The sequence below is a fragment of the Salinicola lusitanus genome (assembly GCF_038648475.1).
GTDB lineage: Bacteria > Pseudomonadota > Gammaproteobacteria > Pseudomonadales > Halomonadaceae > Salinicola > Salinicola lusitanus.
The window spans coordinates 3,046,600-3,066,591 of record NZ_CP151919.1 but is presented as its reverse complement, the minus strand read 5'-3'; the positions used below and the strand labels follow the sequence as shown (position 1 = coordinate 3,066,591).

18 protein-coding genes and 1 riboswitch are annotated in these 19,992 nt (G+C 65.4%); of the genes, 14 read left to right on the top strand and 4 right to left on the bottom strand.

Going from position 1 to position 19,992, the window contains the following annotated elements:
- Nucleotides 1-40 precede the first annotated feature (40 nt).
- On the bottom strand, nt 41-2,080 hold the full coding sequence (locus tag AAGT95_RS13785) for a TonB-dependent receptor (RefSeq protein WP_342594165.1): 2,040 nt from the start codon (nt 2,078-2,080) through the stop codon (nt 41-43).
- Between AAGT95_RS13785 and AAGT95_RS13780 the strand changes: the two genes are divergently transcribed.
- From AAGT95_RS13780 to AAGT95_RS13740, 9 genes are all read left to right on the top strand, one after another.
- Nucleotides 2,070-2,402 carry a hypothetical protein gene (locus AAGT95_RS13780; protein ID WP_342594164.1) on the top strand — a complete coding sequence of 111 codons (333 nt, stop codon included), beginning with the start codon at nt 2,070-2,072 and terminating at the stop codon, nt 2,400-2,402. The two genes, AAGT95_RS13785 and AAGT95_RS13780, sit on opposite strands and share 11 nt — an antisense overlap.
- Nucleotides 2,403-2,641: 239 nt before the next feature.
- Nucleotides 2,642-3,442, top strand: a complete 801-nt coding sequence (locus AAGT95_RS13775) for a glycerophosphodiester phosphodiesterase family protein (protein ID WP_110601074.1) — start codon at nt 2,642-2,644, stop codon at nt 3,440-3,442.
- 84 nt (nt 3,443-3,526) lie between these two features.
- A complete protein-coding gene (locus AAGT95_RS13770; protein WP_110716955.1) occupies nt 3,527-4,345 on the top strand; it encodes a motility protein A in 819 nt (272 codons plus the stop codon).
- Nucleotides 4,342-5,196, top strand: a complete 855-nt coding sequence (locus AAGT95_RS13765) for a flagellar motor protein MotB (RefSeq protein ID WP_342594163.1) — start codon at nt 4,342-4,344, stop codon at nt 5,194-5,196. The genes AAGT95_RS13770 and AAGT95_RS13765 overlap by 4 nt, the downstream gene beginning before the upstream one ends.
- Before the next feature lie 105 nt (nt 5,197-5,301).
- A riboswitch (cobalamin riboswitch) is annotated at nt 5,302-5,565 on the top strand.
- A 172-nt stretch (nt 5,566-5,737) separates the two neighbouring features.
- A complete protein-coding gene (locus AAGT95_RS13760; RefSeq protein ID WP_342594162.1) occupies nt 5,738-7,603 on the top strand; it encodes a TonB-dependent receptor domain-containing protein in 1,866 nt (621 codons plus the stop codon).
- Nucleotides 7,604-7,769: 166 nt separating this feature from the next.
- Entirely contained in the window at nt 7,770-8,837 is a 1,068-nt protein-coding gene (locus AAGT95_RS13755; RefSeq protein ID WP_342594161.1) for a PA0069 family radical SAM protein, read from the top strand.
- Nucleotides 8,838-9,069: 232 nt separating this feature from the next.
- The gene (locus AAGT95_RS13750) at nt 9,070-9,867 is read left to right on the top strand and encodes a glycosyltransferase family 2 protein (RefSeq protein WP_342594160.1); all 798 of its coding nucleotides are present in this window, start codon (nt 9,070-9,072) and stop codon (nt 9,865-9,867) included.
- On the top strand, nt 9,864-10,160 hold the full coding sequence (locus tag AAGT95_RS13745) for a lipid-A-disaccharide synthase N-terminal domain-containing protein (protein ID WP_342594159.1): 297 nt from the start codon (nt 9,864-9,866) through the stop codon (nt 10,158-10,160). The genes AAGT95_RS13750 and AAGT95_RS13745 overlap by 4 nt, the downstream gene beginning before the upstream one ends.
- 14 nt (nt 10,161-10,174) lie before the next feature.
- Nucleotides 10,175-11,920 (top strand): glycosyltransferase family 39 protein, encoded by a 1,746-nt coding sequence (locus AAGT95_RS13740; protein WP_342594158.1) that lies wholly within the window; start codon nt 10,175-10,177, stop codon nt 11,918-11,920.
- A gap of 112 nt (nt 11,921-12,032) precedes the next feature.
- Here AAGT95_RS13740 and AAGT95_RS13735 read toward each other — a convergent pair whose 3' ends face one another.
- Nucleotides 12,033-13,433 carry an ATP-binding protein gene (locus AAGT95_RS13735; protein ID WP_342594157.1) on the bottom strand — a complete coding sequence of 467 codons (1,401 nt, stop codon included), beginning with the start codon at nt 13,431-13,433 and terminating at the stop codon, nt 12,033-12,035.
- Complete coding sequence (locus AAGT95_RS13730; protein ID WP_110709984.1) at nt 13,430-14,092, bottom strand: response regulator; 663 nt, start codon at nt 14,090-14,092, stop codon at nt 13,430-13,432. The genes AAGT95_RS13735 and AAGT95_RS13730 overlap by 4 nt, the downstream gene beginning before the upstream one ends.
- A gap of 247 nt (nt 14,093-14,339) precedes the next feature.
- Between AAGT95_RS13730 and AAGT95_RS13725 the strand changes: the two genes are divergently transcribed.
- The 4 genes from AAGT95_RS13725 to cobO all read left to right on the top strand — a co-directional run bounded on the left by AAGT95_RS13725 (nt 14,340) and on the right by cobO (nt 18,024).
- Entirely contained in the window at nt 14,340-15,932 is a 1,593-nt protein-coding gene (locus tag AAGT95_RS13725; protein WP_342594156.1) for an ArnT family glycosyltransferase, read from the top strand.
- 58 nt (nt 15,933-15,990) lie between these two features.
- The gene (locus AAGT95_RS13720; protein WP_342594155.1) at nt 15,991-16,980 is read left to right on the top strand and encodes an SDR family NAD(P)-dependent oxidoreductase; all 990 of its coding nucleotides are present in this window, start codon (nt 15,991-15,993) and stop codon (nt 16,978-16,980) included.
- A gap of 88 nt (nt 16,981-17,068) precedes the next feature.
- Nucleotides 17,069-17,377, top strand: coding sequence for a winged helix-turn-helix domain-containing protein (locus AAGT95_RS13715; protein ID WP_342594154.1), 309 nt, complete (start codon nt 17,069-17,071; stop codon nt 17,375-17,377).
- 47 nt (nt 17,378-17,424) lie between these two features.
- On the top strand, nt 17,425-18,024 hold the full coding sequence (gene cobO, locus AAGT95_RS13710) for a cob(I)yrinic acid a,c-diamide adenosyltransferase (RefSeq protein ID WP_342594153.1): 600 nt from the start codon (nt 17,425-17,427) through the stop codon (nt 18,022-18,024).
- A gap of 78 nt (nt 18,025-18,102) precedes the next feature.
- Here cobO and AAGT95_RS13705 read toward each other — a convergent pair whose 3' ends face one another.
- Nucleotides 18,103-19,017: a cobalamin-binding protein gene (locus AAGT95_RS13705; RefSeq protein WP_342594152.1), complete on the bottom strand. Its 915-nt coding sequence runs from the start codon at nt 19,015-19,017 to the stop codon at nt 18,103-18,105.
- A 123-nt stretch (nt 19,018-19,140) separates the two neighbouring features.
- Between AAGT95_RS13705 and AAGT95_RS13700 the strand changes: the two genes are divergently transcribed.
- The gene (locus AAGT95_RS13700) at nt 19,141-19,959 is read left to right on the top strand and encodes an SIMPL domain-containing protein (RefSeq protein WP_342594151.1); all 819 of its coding nucleotides are present in this window, start codon (nt 19,141-19,143) and stop codon (nt 19,957-19,959) included.
- The last annotated feature ends 33 nt before the right edge of the window (nt 19,960-19,992 follow it).

The window sequence follows — 19,992 nt, the reverse complement described above, 5'->3', positions numbered from 1 at the left end:
CCACCGATCCCCAGGACCAGGTCGCTTGCCGCGCCATTGATTAGAAGTCGACACTGTAGCCCACGGACAGCGTCCGTCCGCGCCCCGCGAAATAGCGATCGTTCATGTAGTCGGCATTGGGGCTATCGAGCGCGCTCTGGGAGTAGTAGGTGATGTACTGCTTGTCGAACAGGTTGGCGATGCCGACGTTCAGTTCGCCCACCGGCAACTGGTAACCGACGGCAGCATCGACCAGGGTGTAGCCATCGAAGTCGCGATCCCAGCCGTTGTCGCTGTCGTCGAAATCCTTGTCGAAGGCGTGGTTGACCTGCACGAAGGTCGTCCACAGCGGCGACCATTGCGCAGACCAGCTGGCGACGAGACGATCGGGAGAGACATTCAGGCCATCCAGCTTGGCATCCAGCGTGCCATTGTTGTCGCTGTCATAGCGGCCCCGCATGTGGGAGTACGCCAACTTGCCGGAGTGCGCCTCGTTGAACTGGTAGCCCACCGAAGCCTCGATGCCGTCGATCTTCGTCTCTTCGCGCTGCATGACGAAGGCGTCGCCCTGCGTCGCGATACGCGACCCGAAGTCGGAAGAGGAGACGTAGTAGCTCAACTCGGCGTTCAGTCGCCCGTCGTCGTAGCGCACGCCGGTCTCCACGTTGTCGGTCACGATGGGCCGCAGGTTCGAGAAATTGTCGACCGACTGCCCGGGCGTGCTGATGCCACGCAGCACGCGGCCCACGTCGGGGATCACGAAGCCTTCGGAATAGTTGGCGAACAGGCTCCAGTGCTGAATCGGGCGCCATACCACACCGGCGTTGTAGAGCGTCTCCTCGAAGTCGGGCGAACCGCCCTCGACCTCGACACCGTTGTTCGCGGCAACGGTTCGGTAGCCGTCGATATCGAGCTTGGCATACTCGTAGCGCGCACCGGCCGAGAGCGTCAGCGACTCGATGGGGCTGAAATCCACCTGCATGAATGGCGACAGATCGGTGTATTTCACCTTGGGCACATAGGTGCGACCCGTGCCCCACAGATACTGCTCGGTGTCGTCACGCATGAGATCCAGACCGAGCGTGAGCTTGATGCGGTCGTCCCAGGGGCCATCCTTGGTCAGCGACGTCTTGAGCCCGTATTTCTGCGTCTCCGCCATCGTCTGGTCGTAGAGCGTGCCCACCGGCGCGATGGCAGGATCCTGGAACGACCCCGAATCGGTGGCACCGAACAGCGACTCGTAATCCTGGTAGAAGCCCAGCACGTTCAGGTGCATTCCCGCCAGATCGTAGTCGTCCCAGGTGACGCCCGTGGTCCAGACCCTGTTGTACTGGCTGTGGCCCTCGGGGTCACCACGCTCCGAAGTGGTGGGCACCCCTGCTTCACGATCGCCCGCGACGCTGACGTAGTGGTTCTGCCCCTCGAGGCGATAGTGATTGACGCTCAACTGCAGCCGCCGGTCATCGTCGAACCAGTAGGCGACCTTGCCGAACACGTCGTAGGCGTCGGAATCCATCAGATCGCCCTGGGTATTGTCGACGCCGATGGGATCGCCGTCCCCATCCACGTAGAGCCCCTGGTCCTCATAGCTCAGCGAGAAGAGGTAGTCGAGGTTGTCCTTGTTGCCACTGACGCCGTAATTGGTGCGATAGCTGGTGGTATCCCCGTTCAGCTCCGACGTCGGCGTAGTCACCTCGGCCTCGAAGTGCTGATTGAACGCGCCCGGCTCGGGACGCTTGGTGATCAGGTTGATGACGCCACCGGCCGCACCCAGGCCATTGGTGGCGTTCGCCCCCTTGATGACCTCGATATGGTCGATCATCGAGAAGTCGATGGTGTGCAGCTCGCGTCCGGTGGGGCGCAACGGGTTGGACTGTGGGATGCCATCGATCATGACCAGCGGCGCCCGCCCGCGCAGCGTCTCGCCACTGCCGCTCATCTTCTGGCGCGGGGGCGAATAGTCCGGCAGCAGGTTGCTGAGCATCTCCGACGAGTCAGAGGTAATCCGCTGCTGCTGCTCGAGCTCCTCGCGCGTGATCACGCGAATCACCTGCGTCGAGCTCTGTCGCTCGGCACCGGAGCGCGTCGCCGTGATGACCATCGTTTCGTTCGAGACGTCCGCCGTGGTGGAGGCGGCATCGGCCGCCAAGACTTGCGCCGCCGCGCCCCACCCCGCCGATATCAGCAACGTTCCCAGTAATACCCTCTCGCCGTTCATCCGCATGATCCGCCTCTCGCCGATTTTCTCGTCGTTATTTTTCAACCTCGCCTCGCCTCGCCCCGCGCCGACTGGCCGGGAGAGACTGGCGGCGCATTATTGCAAACAATATGCAAACGCAACAACTAACGATAAACATTCTCATATGAAAATCGATGGCGGGATCACGCAATCGTCATCTTGGTGCGCTATTTTTCCCGCCTGACGCCCCGGCACCGCTACGCTTGAACGTTTGCGGTGCTCATCCGACGGTTCAGCTTGACGACGGCCCCCGCGTAGCCGAAGGTCAACCCTTGGCACGGCGCCCCATGGCCGCGCCTGCATTTCCCCGGTGTGATCCGCAGCGCCTCGGTGCGCCAGCGCCGCGACAGGGGAACTCTCTATCACTGGAACATGGATTGTTGGCGAGTGCCGCAGACGGTAGTCGCCGGAGACCCCGACGCAATGACTCAGAGTGTGACCGCGCCAGCCAGCGACGCCCCCCGTTACATCGCGCATCGCGGCCTGTCCGCACGCGCCCCCGAAAATACCCTGGCGGCCGTGCAGGCGGCGTACGACGCCGGTTGCGAGTGGGTCGAGCTGGACGTCCAGCTGCTTGGCGACGGCACCCCCGTGATCTGGCACGACGCGGGGATCAAGCGCTGTTCCGATGGCCGCGGCAAGCTGGTGAAGCTGGATGCCGAGAGCGCCGCCAAGCTGGATGCCGGCAGCTGGTTCGGCGCGCAGTATCGGGGCGAGGCCATGGCGACCCTGGAAGCGATGCTGGCATTGATCACGCGACTCGGCCTGGGTCTCAATCTGGAACTCAAGGTCTGTCGCGGCCGCAACGCCATCGAGCTCGTGCAGGCCGCCCTGCCGCCGACGCTGGAAGCGCTGCCGGCGGAGAAACTGATCGTCTCCTCGTTCGATCGTCACGCCCTCACGGCGGCACGGGCACTGGAGTCCGATCCCGACCGGCTGCGCCTCGGCGTGCTCGACGACAAGGCTCCCAAGCGCTGGTGGCTGGAGACCGAGCGGCTCTCCGCCTACAGCCTGCACCTGGACTGGCGCAAGCTGAAGATCAAGCGGGCCCAGGAGATCGCCGACGAGGAGATCAAGCTGTTCTGCTACACCGCCAACGACCCGGTCACCTTCGAAAAGCTCTGGGACTGGGGCGTCGATGGCGTGATCAGCGATGATCCCACGCGTTTCGTCGTCCACGCGGGAGAGGCCGCCGCCCGCGCGTCGGAGACAAAAAGCGCCTGATACACCCGCCAATTAGAACCTTTGACGGCGCCTTCCCGGGCATAAGATGGGCACCATGCCCGTTTTCCAGGTCGCGAGCCGTTCATGAACCCATCCACGCTCATCGGCATCATCGCCAGCGCACTGCTGCTGGCGACCGTCGTGCTATTCACCGCTCAGGCCCCGAGCAGTTTCTTCAACCTGCCGGGGCTCGCGATCGTGCTCACCGGCACGCTGGCGGCCAGCTTCATCAGCTACCCGCTTCGGGAGATGCAGCGGCTGTGCCGCCAGATCGCCGTCGTGTTCCGACGTGAGCCCCAGGCCAGCGAGCTGGAGAGCGACCTCGAGCAGTTGATCGAAATGTCGCGCCACTGGAGCCGTGGCAATATCCGCGCCATCGAAGGTGCACTGGAGAGCACCACCAACCCCTTCCTGCGGACCGGCATACAGATGGTGATCGCCAACACCCGGGAGGAGGAGATCCGTGAAATGCTGCGCTGGCGCATGGTGCGGGTGAAGGCCAAGGAGCGCACCGAGGCGCAGATCCTGCGCACCATGGCGGTCTATGCGCCGGCATTCGGGATGCTGGGCACGCTGGTCGGACTGATCAACATGCTCGAGGTGATCCAGGCCGGCGACCTGGCGGTGATCGGCCCGCGTCTGGCGGTGGCACTGATGTCGACCTTCTACGGCATTCTGCTGGCCAACCTGTTGTTCAAGCCGATCGCGGTCAAGCTCGAACGCCGCACCGAGGCCCGGCTGATGGCCATGGCGCTGCTTCTCGAGGGGATCATGATGGTCAGCAAGCGTCGTCTGCCGGCGTTCATCGAGGAGGCGCTGAACACCTACCGTGCCGAACATCGCGACGAGATGCGCGACGCGCGACGCCCACAGCCCGCCGACGCCGCGGCCGAATCCGCATGAGCCTGGCCGCGATCTCCCCCGGCGGCCCCTTCTCCGACCTGCTGTTCGACGACGGCCCCTTCGACGACGCCGGCCGCAGCAGCGAGAGCGACTCCTGGCTGATGAGCTATCTCGACATGCTCATGCTGCTGATCACCTTCTTCGTGCTGATGCTGGCGCTCTACGGCGGCCAACTGGTCGATCGCGACCTCGAGACGCCCGCGGTCACTGCCCTGCCGCTGCACGTGCCGGCGGTTCGCCCCCCGGTGCCTCTCCCCGCCGCGACAGTCGGCGAGTTCTATCGCCCGCCGCGACAGCTCGCCCCGGCACCGCTGGCAAGTGATGTCGGCTTCTACTCGCCCGGCCCGGTCGCGGTCCCAGAAGAAAGGGTGGCCGAGGCGCCGATGGTGTTCAGCGTGCCGCTGTTCGACCTGCCCGACGTCGCACCCGTGCCTGCACTGCCGCAGATCGACGGCGTCGAGGTCACCGCCATTCCCCACGGATTCAACCTGCGGATCCAGGATCACCTGCTCTTCGACAGCAGCGCCGTGGGGCTCAGCGACAGCGGCCGACAACTGGTCGAACGGCTGATTCCGACACTGCAGGCTTTCAACGGCACCATCTCGGTCGAAGGCCATACCGACAGCGTCCCGATCTCGACCCCGCGCTTCCCCTCCAACTGGGAGCTCTCGGCGGCGCGAGCCTCGGCGGTGGTGCGCGTACTGCGGTTGGCCGGTATCGACGGCGACCGGCTACGGGCGATCGGCTACGCCTCGACCCACCCCCTGGCCAGCAACCACACCCCCACCGGTCGCGCCAGCAATCGCCGCGTGGAGCTGGTGCTTCAGGAATCGAACTCGCCGACGCCGTGACGACTCGCCCCGGGTCGCGGCGCCGCGAGCGCCGCCCCGCGCAGGAATGCCATCGGCCATCCCTGCCGATCCTGAATTCACTTGTGGGAAGGAAGCTGCGACAATCCGCCCCGTCGAGAGACGTGTGCACGGGAAGCGGGTGAGAACCCCGCACTGCCCCCGCAACGGTAATCGCGTTGGGAATGTTGCATTTCCCTGGATACCACCGGGATGCGCCATCGAGCCATCCAGCCACTGTGATCCACCGGATATCGATTCGAAAGCGTTCGTGTCAAGGGAACGTCCGGGGTCATGGGAAGGCGTGTGTATCGGGTGACCCGAGGGTCACCCCGCGAGAGTCCGGAGACCGGCGCGTTTCTCTTCACTGGTTGATGCGGAGGGCTCATCCAGTGACGACCCCACCTGCCCGAGTGCACTGACGCCCGGGGCGGGCTTCGTCACGTCCGTCCTCCCATTGCGTTCTCGTCAGGATTCAGCACCATCGGCCTCGCCCCAGCAGCGGCGGTAGTCGATGGCGCCACGCAGTTGGGGATCACATCACATGCGTTACAAGAAAAGCGCGGTTACCTCGAGCCTCGCGCTCACGGTAGCCATGGCCACGCTGCCGGCCCATGCCCAGCAGGTCTCGGCCCGACAGCAGCAGCTCGACGACGTCCAGGTCACCGCCAATCGCCTGCCGCAATCGCAGGCCGACGTGCTGGCCAGCACCACCATCATCGATCGCGCCGAGATCGAGCGCAGCCAGGCCGACAGCGTGGTCGAACTGCTGCAGGGCCGCGCCGGCATCGAGATCGCCCAGACCGGCGCGCCGGGCAGTCTCACCAGCCTGTTCATGCGCGGCAGCGAATCCGATCATAGCGTCGTGCTGGTCGATGGCGTTCGGATCAACTCGGCGACGAGTGGCGGCGCCAGCCTTGAGTTCCTGCCGCCGGAAGCGATCGACCGCATCGAAATCGTCCGCGGCCCACGAGCGGCGGCCTATGGCGCCGATGCCATCGGCGGCGTGATCCAGATATTCACCCGGCGCGGCGGCGATGGCACTCGAGGCGCGCTGAACCTGAGAGTCGGGGAGAACAGCACCAACAAGCAGAATCTGTTCGTCTCCACGGGAGACGACGACACCCGCCTTAACGCCACCCTGTTTCGCCGCGACGGCGACGGCTTCAACGCCACCGAGGCCGACACCAGCGGCGAGCGGGATGGCTTCGAACGCAGCGGTGGTCAATTGGGCCTCTCTCACCGTTTCAGCGATCGGGTCGACTTCAGCTTCAATGCCCTGCGCCAGAATTTCGACACCGATTATGACGACTGTTACCCCGCCAGCGCCCTGGGCGCGTCCCAGGACTGCCGGACCAAGGGTTACCTGCAGACCTTCGGCGGTCAGCTCGACGTTGCGCTCGATACCGACTGGGACATGATTCTCACCGCCGGTCATTTCGACGAGCAGCGGGAGGAGCGCTATGCCGGCGAGCGCAACAGCCGCACCGAGTCACACCGCAACGAGCTGGGATTGCAGCACCGCTTCACGCGGCAAAATGGCGTCGACGTGCTCGGGGTCGACTATCGCGAGGAGCGTCTCGATTACGACGATTACGCCTATGGTTCGCGATATCAAAAGGATAGCCGCGAGAACTACGGCCTCTACGCCATGGTCCAGCGTCAACATGGTCCCCACGAGGTGTCGGGCTCACTGCGCTACGACGATGATTCGCGGTTCGGCGACGAGACGACCGGTAATCTCGGCTATGCCTATCACCTGACCCGGTTCCAACGAATCGGCGTCAGCTACGGCACCGCCTTCAAGGCGCCCAATCTGATCGACCTCTACGGACCCTACGGCACCAACCCCGATCTCGACGCCGAGACCTCGAAGACACTGGAGGCCTTCTGGGCCCTGGACCGCGGCCCCTGGGACGCTCGGGTGTCCGTGTTCGAAAGCCGGATCGACGACCTGATCAGCTACGACCCGACGACCTATATTCCCTACAACGTCGATGAAGCGCGCATCCGGGGCGTCGAGTTGAGCGGCGGCTGGCAGCGCGACGGTTTCGCCCTGCGCGCCAGCCTGACTCACCAGGATCCGGAGGATCGCGATACCGGCGACCGACTCAAGCGCCGCGCCAGGACGTTCGGCCGGGTCGATGCCGACTATAGCCTCGCTGCCTGGTCCGTCGGCGCCACCCTGCGCGCCGCGGGCGATCGCCGCGACACCCAGTTCTCCTTCCCCTACGGCGATACCACCACGGCCGGCTACGGCGTGGTTGACCTGCGTACCGCCTGGCAGGTCACGCCGACCGTCGAACTGTCGGCCAAGCTGGAAAACGCCTTCGACAAGGATTATCAGCTGGTGGATGGCTACAACACCCAGGACCGCTATCTCGAAGGTGGCGTGAAGCTCAGCTTCTGACTGCCTTCCGCATGCGGCGGCGCCGGCTCCCGGCGCCGCTTCCCGCTTCCCGCTTCCCGCTTCCCTCTTCCCTCTTCCCTCTTCCCTCTTCCCTCTTTGAACAGCTTCTCCCTTTTCGCTCCCGGTGATACTGTATATATAAACAGCATCCACAGGAGTCGCTGGCATGACGTCTCCCTCCAGGCCCATGAAAGGCCGCGGCGCGACCTACAACCCCGACAACCGTTTCCAGCCGACCCACAGCACCCGTGAAGACGACGGCTGGTGGCAGGAGGAGCTGCCGCCGCGAATCGCTACCCAGGTCCAGTTCGAGGCACCCCACACGGCGCTCTCCTGGAATCAATCGCCGGATCTGGGGTTCGATCGCTCGCTCAACCCCTATCGCGGCTGCGAGCACGGCTGTATCTATTGCTACGCCCGGCCCAGCCACGCCTATTGGGATCTCTCTCCCGGCATCGATTTCGAGACCCGGCTGATCGCCAAGACCGGCATGGTGGACCGGCTGCGCGAGGAACTGTGCAAGCCCGGTTACGTCTGCCGCCCCATCAATCTCTCCGGCAACACCGACTGCTACCAGCCGATCGAGGCCCAACATGGGACGACGCGCTCGCTGCTGGAACTCCTGCTGACGTGTCGCCACCCGGTCACGCTGGTGACCAAGAGCGCGCTCGTTCTGCGCGACCGTGAGCTTCTGGCCGAGATGGCGCGCCAGCGTCTGGTCAGGGTCTTCGTCAGTCTCACCTCGCTCGACAACGAGTTGAAGCGCACCCTGGAGCCGCGTACCGCCTCTCCGGCGGCGCGCATCAAGGTCATCCGGGAGCTGCACCAGGCGGGAATACCGGTCGGCGTGCTGGTGGCGCCGGTCATTCCTGCCATCAACGATAGCGAGATCGAGACCCTTCTGGCCCGGGCCGCTGACGCCGGCGCCCGAACCGCCAGTTGGACGCTACTGCGCCTGCCGCGCGAGGTGTCGCCGCTGTTCGAGGCCTGGCTGGAACAGCACTACCCGGAGCGTGCGGGCAAGGTGATGAGCCTGGTCCGCCAGTCCCGCGGCGGCCACGCCAACGACAGTCGCTTCGGCCATCGCATGCGTGGCGAGGGCCTGTTCGTGGACATGATCGCCCAGCGCTTCCGCCGCGCGGCCAAGCGGTTGGGAATGGGTCAACGGGCGGACATGGGGCTCGAGACCACCCACTTCCGCGCGCCTCATGCCCAGCAGGACCTGTTCGGCTGATTCTCGGGAACCGGCCAACACCTGCCGACGACATTCCATGGTAGGAATGTCGTTGTCGCGATTGTCGCTTAAGCTTCCTTTAAGTCTGGCCCGCGACCATGGCGGCACGCCGCTCGCGCGCTCCGCGACACGATCAACCGAGCCAGACCGAACCGCCTGGGCCATACATTCGGAGAGGCGGGTTTCATCCATTGCCCAGGCCATCGGTCACCTCGCCAGGAAATTGCCATCCATGCATTCATCCCTTCGCTCTCCCCTGCTCTCGATCCTGATCCCGGCCAAGGACGAGGCCGGCAATCTGCCAGGCCTGCTCGATGAGATCGAGCGGGCACTGGCGGATATCGACCACGAAGTCATCGTGGTCGACGACGCCTCGACCGACGACACCTGGGATCTGCTGGAACGACGGGCCGCGCGGGATCCCCGCCTGCGCCCGATGCGTCACGCCCGGAGTGCGGGACAGAGCACCTCGGTCTGGCAGGCGGCCAGGGTCGCGCGGGGTCTCTGGCTCGGCACGCTCGATGGCGACGGCCAGAACGATCCGGCCGATCTCCCCAGGCTGTTCGAACGCGCCCGGCGCGGAGATGTCGCACTGGTCGCGGGACACCGCACCAATCGCCGTGACGACTGGATCAAACGGCTCTCCTCCAGGGTGGCCAATCGCGTGCGCTCGGCGCTGCTGAACGACGCCACGCCGGATACCGGTTGCGGATTGAAGGTGGTGCACCGCGAAGCCTTCATGGCACTCCCCTACTTTGACCACATGCACCGCTTCCTGCCGGCGCTGATCCGCGCCCAGGGCGGCCAGTGCGTCTCCGTTCCGGTCAACCACCGCCCGCGGGGGACCGGGACGTCACACTACGGGCTCAACAATCGCCTGTGGGTCGGGCTGGTGGATATGGTCGGCGTCATGTGGTTGCGCCGCCGTAGCCGGCTGCCCGCGGCATGCCTCGAGCTGACGGGCGCGATGACGGCACCGGGTGACACGGCCGATCACCGGCGCCCCGACGGCGCGGAGGCGACATCATGAGCCAAGAGTGGATATGGGTGATCATCGGCTTTATCGGCCAGACCCTGTTTTCGGCCCGTTTCATCATTCAGTGGCTCGCCAGCGAGCGCGCCAGGCGCAGCATCATTCCCGTCGCCTTCTGGTTCTTCAGCATTGGTGGGGGTGCCACCCTGCTGGCCTACGCGATCTACCGTCGCGACCCGGTATTCATCGCCGGTCAGGGTGCCGGTCTGGTCATCTACGTTCGCAATCTGATGCTGATCCGGCGGGAGAAGCACCAGGCTAGCGTCCCGGAAACCTCCTCGAATTCCTGAACGAGATCTCGCTCATGCGGCGCTTCCTGTCCGATCCCTCACAGGCCCACTATCGGCGCGCCTGGCTGCTGTTGCTGCTGTTCACCACCGTGCTGCTGGGCATCGGTATCGGCCTGCGGGACCCCTGGCCGGCCGACGAACCGCGTTTTGCCCTCAACGCGCTGGAGATGTTGCGCACCGGCCAGTTCTGGTTTCCCCACCGCGGTGGCGAACTCTATCCTGACAAGCCGCCGGTGTTCATGTGGGCGTCGGCGCTGAGTATCTGGCTGACCGGTTCGGTGCGCTGGGGATTCTTGATCCCCACTACGCTCGCGGGTATCGGCACCCTGTTGCTGACGGTCGATCTGTGTCGCCGCCTGTACGGCCGCCGCATCGCGCTGATGTCGGGGCTGGCGCTGCTGAGCGCGTTCCAGTTCGTGCTGCAGGCCAAGACCGCGCAGATCGACATGATGCTGACCTTCTGTACCACGCTCGCCACCTATGGCTTGCTCCGCCACGCCCTGCTGGGACCTGCCCGGCGCTGGTGGCTGGTGGGCTGGGCAGCGATGGGGCTGGGCATCATCACCAAAGGTGTCGGCATCCTGCCTCTGACGCTGCTTCCGGCCTGGCTATGGCTGGCCTACTCCAGGCGCGCTCGGGGACGAATCGCCCCCATCACGCTCAGGGCTGCCCTCCAGGGGGTGGCCGTGATGGTGGCCTGCATCGCGGCCTGGGCCGTGCCGATGGTCGTGATGGCGACCTGGGGAGACGATCCCTCGCTGGCAGCCTACCGAGACAACATCCTGTTCAAGCAGACCGGCCAGCGGTATGCCGACTCCTGGACCCACCTCGAACCCTGGTATTACTACCTGGTCAGCGTGCTGCCCTGGGCATGGATGCCACTGGTCCTGGCCTTTCCGTGGGCACTCCCCGCCTGGTGGCGTCGGCTGCGCCGCTCCGACCCGCGAATCCTGCTGCCGCTCAGTTCGGTGATACTGATCGTGACCTTCTTTTCCCTCTCGCCCGGCAAGCGCGGCGTCTACATGCTGCCGACCTTGCCGTTGCTGGTATTGGCGCTGGCCCCGCTGCTGCCGGGGCTCGTCACTCGAAAGCGCCTGCAGTGGCTGGGTTTCGGCCTGCTGGCACTGCTGGGCGGGCTGCTGCTGGCCGCGGGCATTCTCGGCGCTGCCGGTCTGCCCGCGCTGACCAAGGTCGCCGAGCGTCACGCCGTCTCCCCGTGGGCCTGGTGGATCGTGATCGGCGCCATCGCCGTGGGGCTGCTAGTCATCCTGCGGCCTCGCCGCGGTCTCTGGGCACTGGCCAGTTGGCTGGTGGTGTTCTGGGTGAGCTGGTCGACCTGGGGCTATGCGCTGCAGGATCATGCGCGCTCGCCGCGTGACATGATGGCGCAGGTGCGGTCGATCACTGGCGCCGACGCCTGGCTGGCCATGCCGGACTTCGACGAGGAATTCCTGCTCCAGTCCCGCCAGCCCAGCATCCAGTTCGGCGACCGCACCCCCGCCAGCGCCCAGTTCCGGCGGGCGTTCGCCTGGCTGCAGCAGGATCGAAGCCGCTGGATGTTCGCGATGCAGCGCCAGGCCGAGGATTACGACTGCATCGACCCGGACCAGATTCATGACCTGGGCATTCAGAACGGCGACGACTGGTGGCTCATCCCGGCAACCGCGGTCGATCGGTGCCAGGGCGACGCCAACGCAGCACCCTTGTTCGTGGCGCCCACCACGCTGCCGGATCACACCGGCAGCGCGCCCAGGGTCTGACGACAGCGGGTTCTCGCCCCAGGGAGGGCTCCGCTGGGGTTCCGGGCACCTTTCGTGACGTTGAATCTGGCGCCCTGAAACCGGGGCCAGACCCGTGGCTCGAAGCGGGGACTCAGGCCACGGTGTCCAGCCAGTCGAGCCGCACCCTCAGTCCGCCGTCGTCGCGGTTGGCGAGAGACAGGCTCAACCGCTGGCGCTCGGCGATCTCGACGGCGATCGACAGCCCCAGACCGCTGCCGCTGATGCGCTGGTCGGAGGCCCGCTGGAAGCGTTGAGTCACGGCCTCCAGCATCGATTCGGGAATGCCCGGCCCGGAGTCTTCGATGCTCAGCCATGGCCGCTGGCCGTCCATTCCCATCGCCACGACGACCCGTCCGCCCGGCGGGGTGTAACGCAGCGCGTTGTCCATCAGGTTGCGGATCAGGATCCCCAGCTCGGTGGCATTGCCCTTCACGGTGACGGGCTTGCCCTCGACGATCTCCAGCGCCTGCTGCTGCGACTCGGCCAGCGGCCATAGATCGGCAGCCAGATCCATGACCAGCGCCGGTAACGCGACCGGTTCGGGAGCCGGTCGCGGCTGGTCGATATCGAGCCGGGCCAGCAGCAGCAGCTGTTCGACCACCCGCTGCAACCGCTCGATGCCGTTGTAGGCCTTGTCCAGCGCACTGGGCTCACCGAAGCGGGCGTTGTCCAGATGAATCTTCATCGCGGCCAGTGGCGTGCGCAGCTCGTGGGCGGCGTCGGCGGTGAAGCGGCGTTCGCGCTCCAGCGTCTGCCCGAGTCGATCGATGAAGTCGTTGAGCGCGCCACGCAGGGTCTGCAACTCCCTCGGTACCGCCACCCGGATCGGGCTGAGGTCTTTTTCGTCCCGTGATCTGACCTGGCGCGACAGAAGATCGATGGGCCCCAGACCACGTCGGATCAGCCGCGCGATCAGCCAGATCAGAACAGGCAATGCCAGCAGTAACGGCACGAAATTGCCCAGCGCGACCTTGTTGGAGAGCTCGTCCTGAAAAGACTCTCTCAAACCGACGCTGATCCAGCGACCACCATCCACCGGCATGCTGAAGACTCGCCACCGGTGACCCTCGTAGCTGACCCAGCGATGTCCGGTCTTTCGCGGGGGCGGGAATCCCTCGTCATTTTCGCCCCAGCGGGAACCCAGCAGGATGGGGTGAAGCTCGTCGTCCCAGAAGCCCACTGACAGCATCCGCTCCTCGTGATCGTAGAGCTTCGGGTCGGTATCCGGAGAGAGCTCCGCCTCGGCCTGGCCATACCAGTGGGCGAAATGGCCTGGCTGAGAGAGCTGCTCCGCGATGGCGGCATAGGCTTGCGGCGTGGTGTCGGTATCGACGAGCCCCGACACCACGCGCGCCTGCAGGCTCAACTGGGCGTCGAAGATCTCTTCCATCTCATGACGGGTGATCAGGTAGGCGGCGGTCACGGCCAGGGCCATGACCAGAAGCAGCACACCCGCGAGGGTGAAATTGAGATAGCGGCGAATCGATGTCATGCCACGCGGCTATCCAGGCGATAACCGATCCCTCTGACGGTGGTGATCAGGTGCTTGTCGAGCTTGCGCCGCAAGTGATGGACATGGACTTCGAGCGCGTTGGAGCCGACCTCCTCGCCCCAGCCATAGAGCAGGCTCTCCAGCTTGGGCCGGGACATCACCTTGTCGCTGTTCCGGGCCAGTTCCAGCAGCAGCGCGAACTCACGACGCCCGAGGGTGATCGTGTCGCCTCGCCAACTGACCACATGCTGCGACTCATCGATCGTCAACTGTCCAATCGAGAGCAGTTGGGTCGAACGCCCCTCGGCGCGACGGGTCACGACCCGCATCCGCGCCAGCAGCTCCTGCAGATCGAACGGCTTGAGGACGTAGTCGTCGGCCCCCGCATCCAGCCCCTGGATGCGCTGCTCGACGGCATCGCGCGCGGTCAGGATCAGGACCGGGATCGAATGCTGCCGACGCATCTCCTTCAATACCATCAACCCATCGATATCCGGCAGCCCCAGGTCGAGAATGACCAGCGAGAACGGTTCGACGCGCACCGCTTCCAGTGCGTCGCGACCTTTCAGCAGCCAATCGACGACGTAACCCTCTCGGATCAGGGCAGTGCGGATGCCGTCACCCAGCAATGGATCATCTTCCACCAACAATACGCGCATTGCGGTTTCCGTCTTGGTTTACCCGCGGAGATCCGAAGGATCTCACTCTTCCCGTCCATTGAGGCACACCTGGCTTAACGATTTCTTATCACATCCCGCCTCGATATTCCCGTGGGTGGGCTACCCAGCCGGATGCCGACCGTCTTTGCCTGCCGGATAATGTTTCGTTAAGCCAGCGGCGCCACAGTGGCCTCTCGAAGCCACCTCGGGACGTCATCGCGTGATCAGCATCCAGAAATTTTCGCCCTTGTCGTACACGCTACGGTTACAGGCCAGGCATCGAGACGCCCTCGTCATCCTCGTGCTGTGGGCGATGTCGCTGGCCTGCGCGCTGGCCAGGCCACTGATGCCGATCGACGAGACGCGTTACGTCTCGGTGGCCTGGGAGATGTGGCACAACCACTCGTTCTGGCTGCCGCTCATGAATGGCGAAGCCTACGCCGACAAGCCTCCGCTGCTGTTCTGGCTGATCCAGTCGGGCTGGACGCTGTTCGGCGTCAATGACTGGTGGCCCAAGTCGATCTCGCCGCTGGCCTCGCTGATCGCGATGATCCATCTCTATCGAATCGCACGGCGACTGGGTTACGCCGGTAGTCAGGCGCGTCTGGCGCCGATGGTGCTTGGCGCCATGCTGATGTGGAATCTCTACGCTGGCGCCTTGATGTTCGACGTACTGCTGAGTGCCTGCCTGCTGGGCGCCATCTCGCCATTGATAGCGGGTCAGTTCACCTCACGCAAGGCCATCATCAGTGGACTGTGGCTGGGCCTGGCGCTGCTGGCCAAGGGGCCGGCGGCCTTCGTGACGCTGGCGCCGATCCTGCTGTCGATGCCGCTCTGGCGCGCCTCGCCGCTGGGCGGGCCCGGCCGGCGGCGCCTGGCCCTCGCCTTGGTGCTCGGGGTCTCGATGCTATTGGCCTGGGCGCTGTCCGCCGCCTGGCTGGGCGGTGCCGCTTACGCCAAGGATTTGCTCTGGGGTCAGAGTGTCGACCGCCTGCAGCACGCCATGGCCCATGCGCGCCCGGCGTGGTGGTACCTGCCGTGGCTGCCATTGCTGACCTTCCCATGGTCGCTGTGGCCCGCCGGGTGGCCACGCCTCCCACGGCAGCGCCATCAGCGACTGGCCTGGATCTGGCTGATCGCACCGTTACTGATCTTCTCGCTGATCAGCGGCAAGCAGATCCACTATCTGATGCCGCTGCTCCCCGCCCTGGCGCTGCTGGTCATGGACCGCCTGGGTCAGGTCGCCCTGGACAAGCCATTTCGCCTCCGGGCTGTGGCAGCGGCGATTATGCTGCTGGGCGTGGCGGCGCTCGGCCTGGCGGGGTTCGGCCGCGCCGAGGTCGTCGGCGCGATGGTTTCGCCTTTCGGCGCACTGGTGCTGCTCGCCTTCGCCGCCATCGTATGGCGGCAACGCTGGCGAAGCAGCGCCCAGGCAACCCGCGGCCTCGCGCTGGGCACGGCTGTCGCCACGCTGATCACGGCTCAACTGGTATTGGCCCCGCTCTGGAGCCACTACGACATCGACGCGCCGAGCAGGCTGTTGGCCAGGCTCGAAGCCAGCGGTGTCCCCGTCGCCTTCAATGGCGACAACTATCAGGCCACCTTCCAGTTTGCCGGACGCCTGGAAAGGCCACTGATCACGCTCTCCGGCAATCCCGCGGATCTCTGCCGGTTCGGGCAACGGTCTCCAACCGGCTGGATCGTGGGTCGAGAGCGCGACCTGGGCCCGCTGATCGCCCAGGACGGCGCAGCCCACGTATTCGACTATCGTGGCGGAAAGCTGGACATCGTGCCTGTCACCGCGCTGTCATCTAGTCCCCGACCCACTTGCGACTGGTAGAATCCGGTCGCGGCTCACCGGCCCGAGCGGTGAAGATTCTTTCAATACAGGAACCAGCATGAAAATTCTCGTCACCGGCGCGGCCGGATTCATCGGCTTTCACCTCGCCGACCGCCTCGCTCGCGAGGGCCACAGCGTCGTCGCGCTGGACAATCTCAACGACTACTACGCCGTGTCGCTCAAGCAGGCGCGCAGGGAACGATTGACGGGCATTCCCTTCCATCGCATGGATATCGCGGATCTCGACTCGCTGGAGACGCTGTTCGCGCGCGAACGCTTCACCCATGTCGTCAATCTCGCGGCGCAGGCCGGGGTACGCCACTCCGTGGAGCATCCCCACGAGTACGGTCGCAGCAATCTGACGGGATTTCTCAACCTGCTCGACGTGTGCAAGCGACACGACATCGAACATCTGCTCTACGCCTCCTCCAGCTCGGTCTACGGGCGCCAGAAGACGCTGCCCTTCCGGGAGACCGACCCGGTGGACCAGCCCGCGTCGATCTACGCCGCGACCAAGCGCGCCAACGAGATGATGGCCTACAGCTACGCCGACCTGCACCGGCTGCCCGCCACCGGAATGCGATTCTTCACGGTCTACGGCCCGTGGGGACGTCCAGACATGGCACCTTGCCTGTTCGCCTCGAGCCTGCTGCGGGGAGAGCCTATCGAGATCTTCAATCACGGTCGCATGGCGAGGGACTTTACCTATATCGACGACGTGGTCGAGTGCATCGTGCGGCTGCTGCCTCATGCACCGCGCCCCGATGTCGACCGGTCCGCGCCCCACCAAATCTACAACCTGGGCCGCGGCAAGCCGGTCGCCCTGCTCGAGTTCATCGACACGCTGGAAAAGCGCCTGGGGATCGACGCCATTAGACATTTCAAACAGATGCAGCCGGGTGACGTCGAGCGAACCTGGGCGGATACCCGCAAGCTGCGATCGGTCATCGACTACACCCCTCGAGTCTCCCTCGAGGAAGGAATCGACCAGTTCGTCACCTGGCTGCTCGACTACCGCGAGCTGATGCTGGACGCCATGGCCGCTTGATCGCCGTCACCACCGCAAGTTCGGTGGTCGTCGAACGGGGAGCGTTGGCGTAGCATCTGGCACAACTCCCCGAACGACGAGTCCAAGCATGCCGTTGAGCAAGACCCGAACCAGTTTCTATCGCCGCCTCTACGTCGCCCACCTGATCGATGCCGGCCTCGCCGCCAGCGTTCCGACCATCGTCGAGCTCAGTGGCATGCCGCGCCGCACGGCTCAGGACACCCTGGCGGCGCTCGCGGAACTCGACATCCGCTGCGAGTTCGAGCAGTCCCGCGGCGAACGCCACCAGATCGGCCGCTACGTAATCCATGACTGGGGCCCCATTTCCTCGACTTGGGTGAGCGACCATGTCGAGCAGATCGCCAATGCCCTGGGCTATCCGCTGCCCAGGCCCTGAGTTCGCCACGGCCCATACCTCCCGACCATCAGCCACCGGAGTCGCCCATGAGCGATCGTCAGCAGCGTCATCAGCAAGCCATGCAGAAGCTCAAATCCCATGTCGACGAGAAGGTCGCCGCCGCTACCGAGCAGCGCGGCCTGCTGCTGGTCTTCACCGGCAACGGCAAGGGCAAGACCACGGCGGCGTGGGGCACGGTGACCCGGGCGCTGGGCTACGGTTACCGTGTCGGCGTGATCCAGTTCATCAAGGGACTCTGGGAGTGCGGCGAGCGCGAGCGGCTGATCGAGGATCCCCATCTCGAGGTCCACGTCATGGCGACGGGTTTCACCTGGGATACCCAGAACCGCGACAGCGATACCGCCGCCTGCCTCGAGGTCTGGCGCGAAGCCGAGCGGCTGCTCGCCGATCCCGAGGTCTATCTGGTGGTACTCGACGAGATCACCTACATGCTCAAGTTCGGCTATCTCGACATCGACACGGTCAAGCGCGCCATCGCCAATCGCCCACCGGAGCAGAGCGTCATCGTCACCGGGCGCAACGCCCATCGCGAGCTGGTCGAGATGGCGGACACGGTCACCGACATGCACGACACCAAGCACGCCTTCGATGCGGGAGTGCAGGCGCGCCGCGGCATCGACTACTAGGAAAAGCGATCTGCGTTGGCATGGCCGTCTTGCCTTGTCCTGCCTGCCGCGCTGGCGTCGTTCCAAGGCTCGTCGAGACTATCGGCTGCGGTCCCGGCCCAAGGCCCGGCACACCTCTCGCACCGCCTGGATCATGCGCGGCCCGGGGCGGCTGATCGTATCCGGGTCCAGGGTGTACAGCGCGTCGTTGCGCACCGCCGGCAGCTCGTCACGGCCGGCCCAGAACGCTTGCCAGCGGTCGTCGACACCGGCTGCCAGGATGATCTCCGGCTGCGCTTCGAGCAGCGATTCCCAGCCAATCTGCGGCACCAGCACCGAGGTCTCCTCGAACAGCGGCACGCCGCCGCAGTGACGAATGACCTGAGTCACGATCTGTCCGCCGGCAAGCGTGGTCAATGGCGACTGCCCCAACTGGTAGAAGACCCGCGGTGCCGGCGACAGCATCTGTGAACTGCGTCTCAGCCCATCCTCGAACCGCGAGGCGGCCTGTTCCCCGGCAGCGTCTTTCCCCGTCAGTCGGCCGATATCGCGCAGATCGCCGGCGATCTGTTCGAGGCGCCGCGGTTCGCTGCGGTAGACGGGGATGCCCAGCCGGTCCAGTTGCTCGACCAGCGATGCCGGGGTGCCACTGCCCCAGGCCAGCACCAGATCCGGCTGCTTGGCGACGATCGCTTCGAGGGGAATGCCACGGTAGCTGCCGACCCGGTCGATCTCTCTCGCCGCCGATGGATAGTCGCTGCCCTCGATGACGCCGACCAGTTGGCCGCCGGCACCCACGGCGTAACTCATCTCCACCAGATGCGGCGCCAGCGCCACGATCCGCTGGGCGGGTCGGGCCAGCGCGACGATACGTCCGCTGTCGTCCACGACGCTGATGGCATCGCTCGCCGCCAGCGCGTGCGGCGGCAACAACAGCGCGCCGATGACAGCGAGCGCCGGCCACCACCGGAAGCACGACATCGCGGCATGCCACAATGGGGAAAGAGAGCGCATCATCGGTTCTGCGAGTTGGGCTGAAGGTGTCGGCGAGCATAGCATGGGAACCGAATGACGCCGGAGGCGTCTATGCAGCGCCCACATCTTGCACGACATCCGTTTTTCGATAGAGGAAGTTCCATGTCTCGAGACGCTCTGTTCAATCGTTCGGCCCACTCTCACGCCTCACCCCGCCGCAGTCGCCTGGCCCGTCACCTGGGCCTGGGGCTCGCCGGGATGGTGGCGACCGTGGCATTGGCCACACCGGCGCTCGCCGACAAGACGCCACACCAGCTCCATGTCCAGGCCAACGCCACGATCGATGTCGCGCCGGATCAGGCAACGCTGAATGCGCGGTTGTGGGAGCTGACGCCGGCCCAGGTTCAGGGAGAAGAGTCCTCGGGCGACAGTGACGCCATCAAGACCGCGCGTGATCGGCTGGAGAGCCGCACCGGCGAGTTGATCCGCACCCTGGAGAGTGCCGGCATCGACAGCCAGCAGATCCGTGCCGGCTCCCTCAGCGTGCGCCCGGACATCGTCCAGACCGGCAGCCGGGGCGACGGCGACTCGCCGTCGAAGGTGCGCACCCGGATCGAGCGGTCGGTGTCGTTGACGCTGAACGACCTCGACCGGCTGCCACGGGTGCTCGATGCCATGACCACCGCTGGCGTCGACTCCCTCGACGGTGTCAGCTACGGCCTGCAGGACAGCAACGCGGCCGACGACCGTGCCCTCAAGCAGGCGCTGGAGCGCGCGCGCCAGAAGGCCGAGATGATGGCCGACACCCTGAATGTCGACCTGGGCGACGTCGTCAATATCGAGGAGACCACGGCGCCCCGCTATCAACCGCAGATGATGATGCGCGCCGCCGAGGCCGACAGCGCCAGCTCGGCCGAATATCGCAGCGGCGAGATCAGTATCGACGCCGGCGTCAGCGTGACCTGGGAAATCGACGACTGACGATGCCGGGCGGGCCGCAAGGCCCGCCCATGG

Coding starts and splice junctions, on each gene's coding strand:
- AAGT95_RS13785 (WP_342594165.1), bottom strand. CDS start 2,080: ATGGTCATCACGGCGACGCGCTCCGGTGCCGAGCGACAGAGCTCGACG.
- AAGT95_RS13775 (WP_110601074.1), top strand. CDS start 2,642: ATGACTCAGAGTGTGACCGCGCCAGCCAGCGACGCCCCCCGTTACATC.
- AAGT95_RS13770 (WP_110716955.1), top strand. CDS start 3,527: ATGAACCCATCCACGCTCATCGGCATCATCGCCAGCGCACTGCTGCTG.
- AAGT95_RS13765 (WP_342594163.1), top strand. CDS start 4,342: ATGAGCCTGGCCGCGATCTCCCCCGGCGGCCCCTTCTCCGACCTGCTG.
- AAGT95_RS13760 (WP_342594162.1), top strand. CDS start 5,738: ATGCGTTACAAGAAAAGCGCGGTTACCTCGAGCCTCGCGCTCACGGTA.
- AAGT95_RS13755 (WP_342594161.1), top strand. CDS start 7,770: ATGACGTCTCCCTCCAGGCCCATGAAAGGCCGCGGCGCGACCTACAAC.
- AAGT95_RS13750 (WP_342594160.1), top strand. CDS start 9,070: ATGCATTCATCCCTTCGCTCTCCCCTGCTCTCGATCCTGATCCCGGCC.
- AAGT95_RS13745 (WP_342594159.1), top strand. CDS start 9,864: ATGAGCCAAGAGTGGATATGGGTGATCATCGGCTTTATCGGCCAGACC.
- AAGT95_RS13740 (WP_342594158.1), top strand. CDS start 10,175: ATGCGGCGCTTCCTGTCCGATCCCTCACAGGCCCACTATCGGCGCGCC.
- AAGT95_RS13735 (WP_342594157.1), bottom strand. CDS start 13,433: ATGACATCGATTCGCCGCTATCTCAATTTCACCCTCGCGGGTGTGCTG.
- AAGT95_RS13730 (WP_110709984.1), bottom strand. CDS start 14,092: ATGCGCGTATTGTTGGTGGAAGATGATCCATTGCTGGGTGACGGCATC.
- AAGT95_RS13720 (WP_342594155.1), top strand. CDS start 15,991: ATGAAAATTCTCGTCACCGGCGCGGCCGGATTCATCGGCTTTCACCTC.
- AAGT95_RS13715 (WP_342594154.1), top strand. CDS start 17,069: ATGCCGTTGAGCAAGACCCGAACCAGTTTCTATCGCCGCCTCTACGTC.
- cobO (WP_342594153.1), top strand. CDS start 17,425: ATGAGCGATCGTCAGCAGCGTCATCAGCAAGCCATGCAGAAGCTCAAA.
- AAGT95_RS13705 (WP_342594152.1), bottom strand. CDS start 19,017: ATGCGCTCTCTTTCCCCATTGTGGCATGCCGCGATGTCGTGCTTCCGG.
- AAGT95_RS13700 (WP_342594151.1), top strand. CDS start 19,141: ATGTCTCGAGACGCTCTGTTCAATCGTTCGGCCCACTCTCACGCCTCA.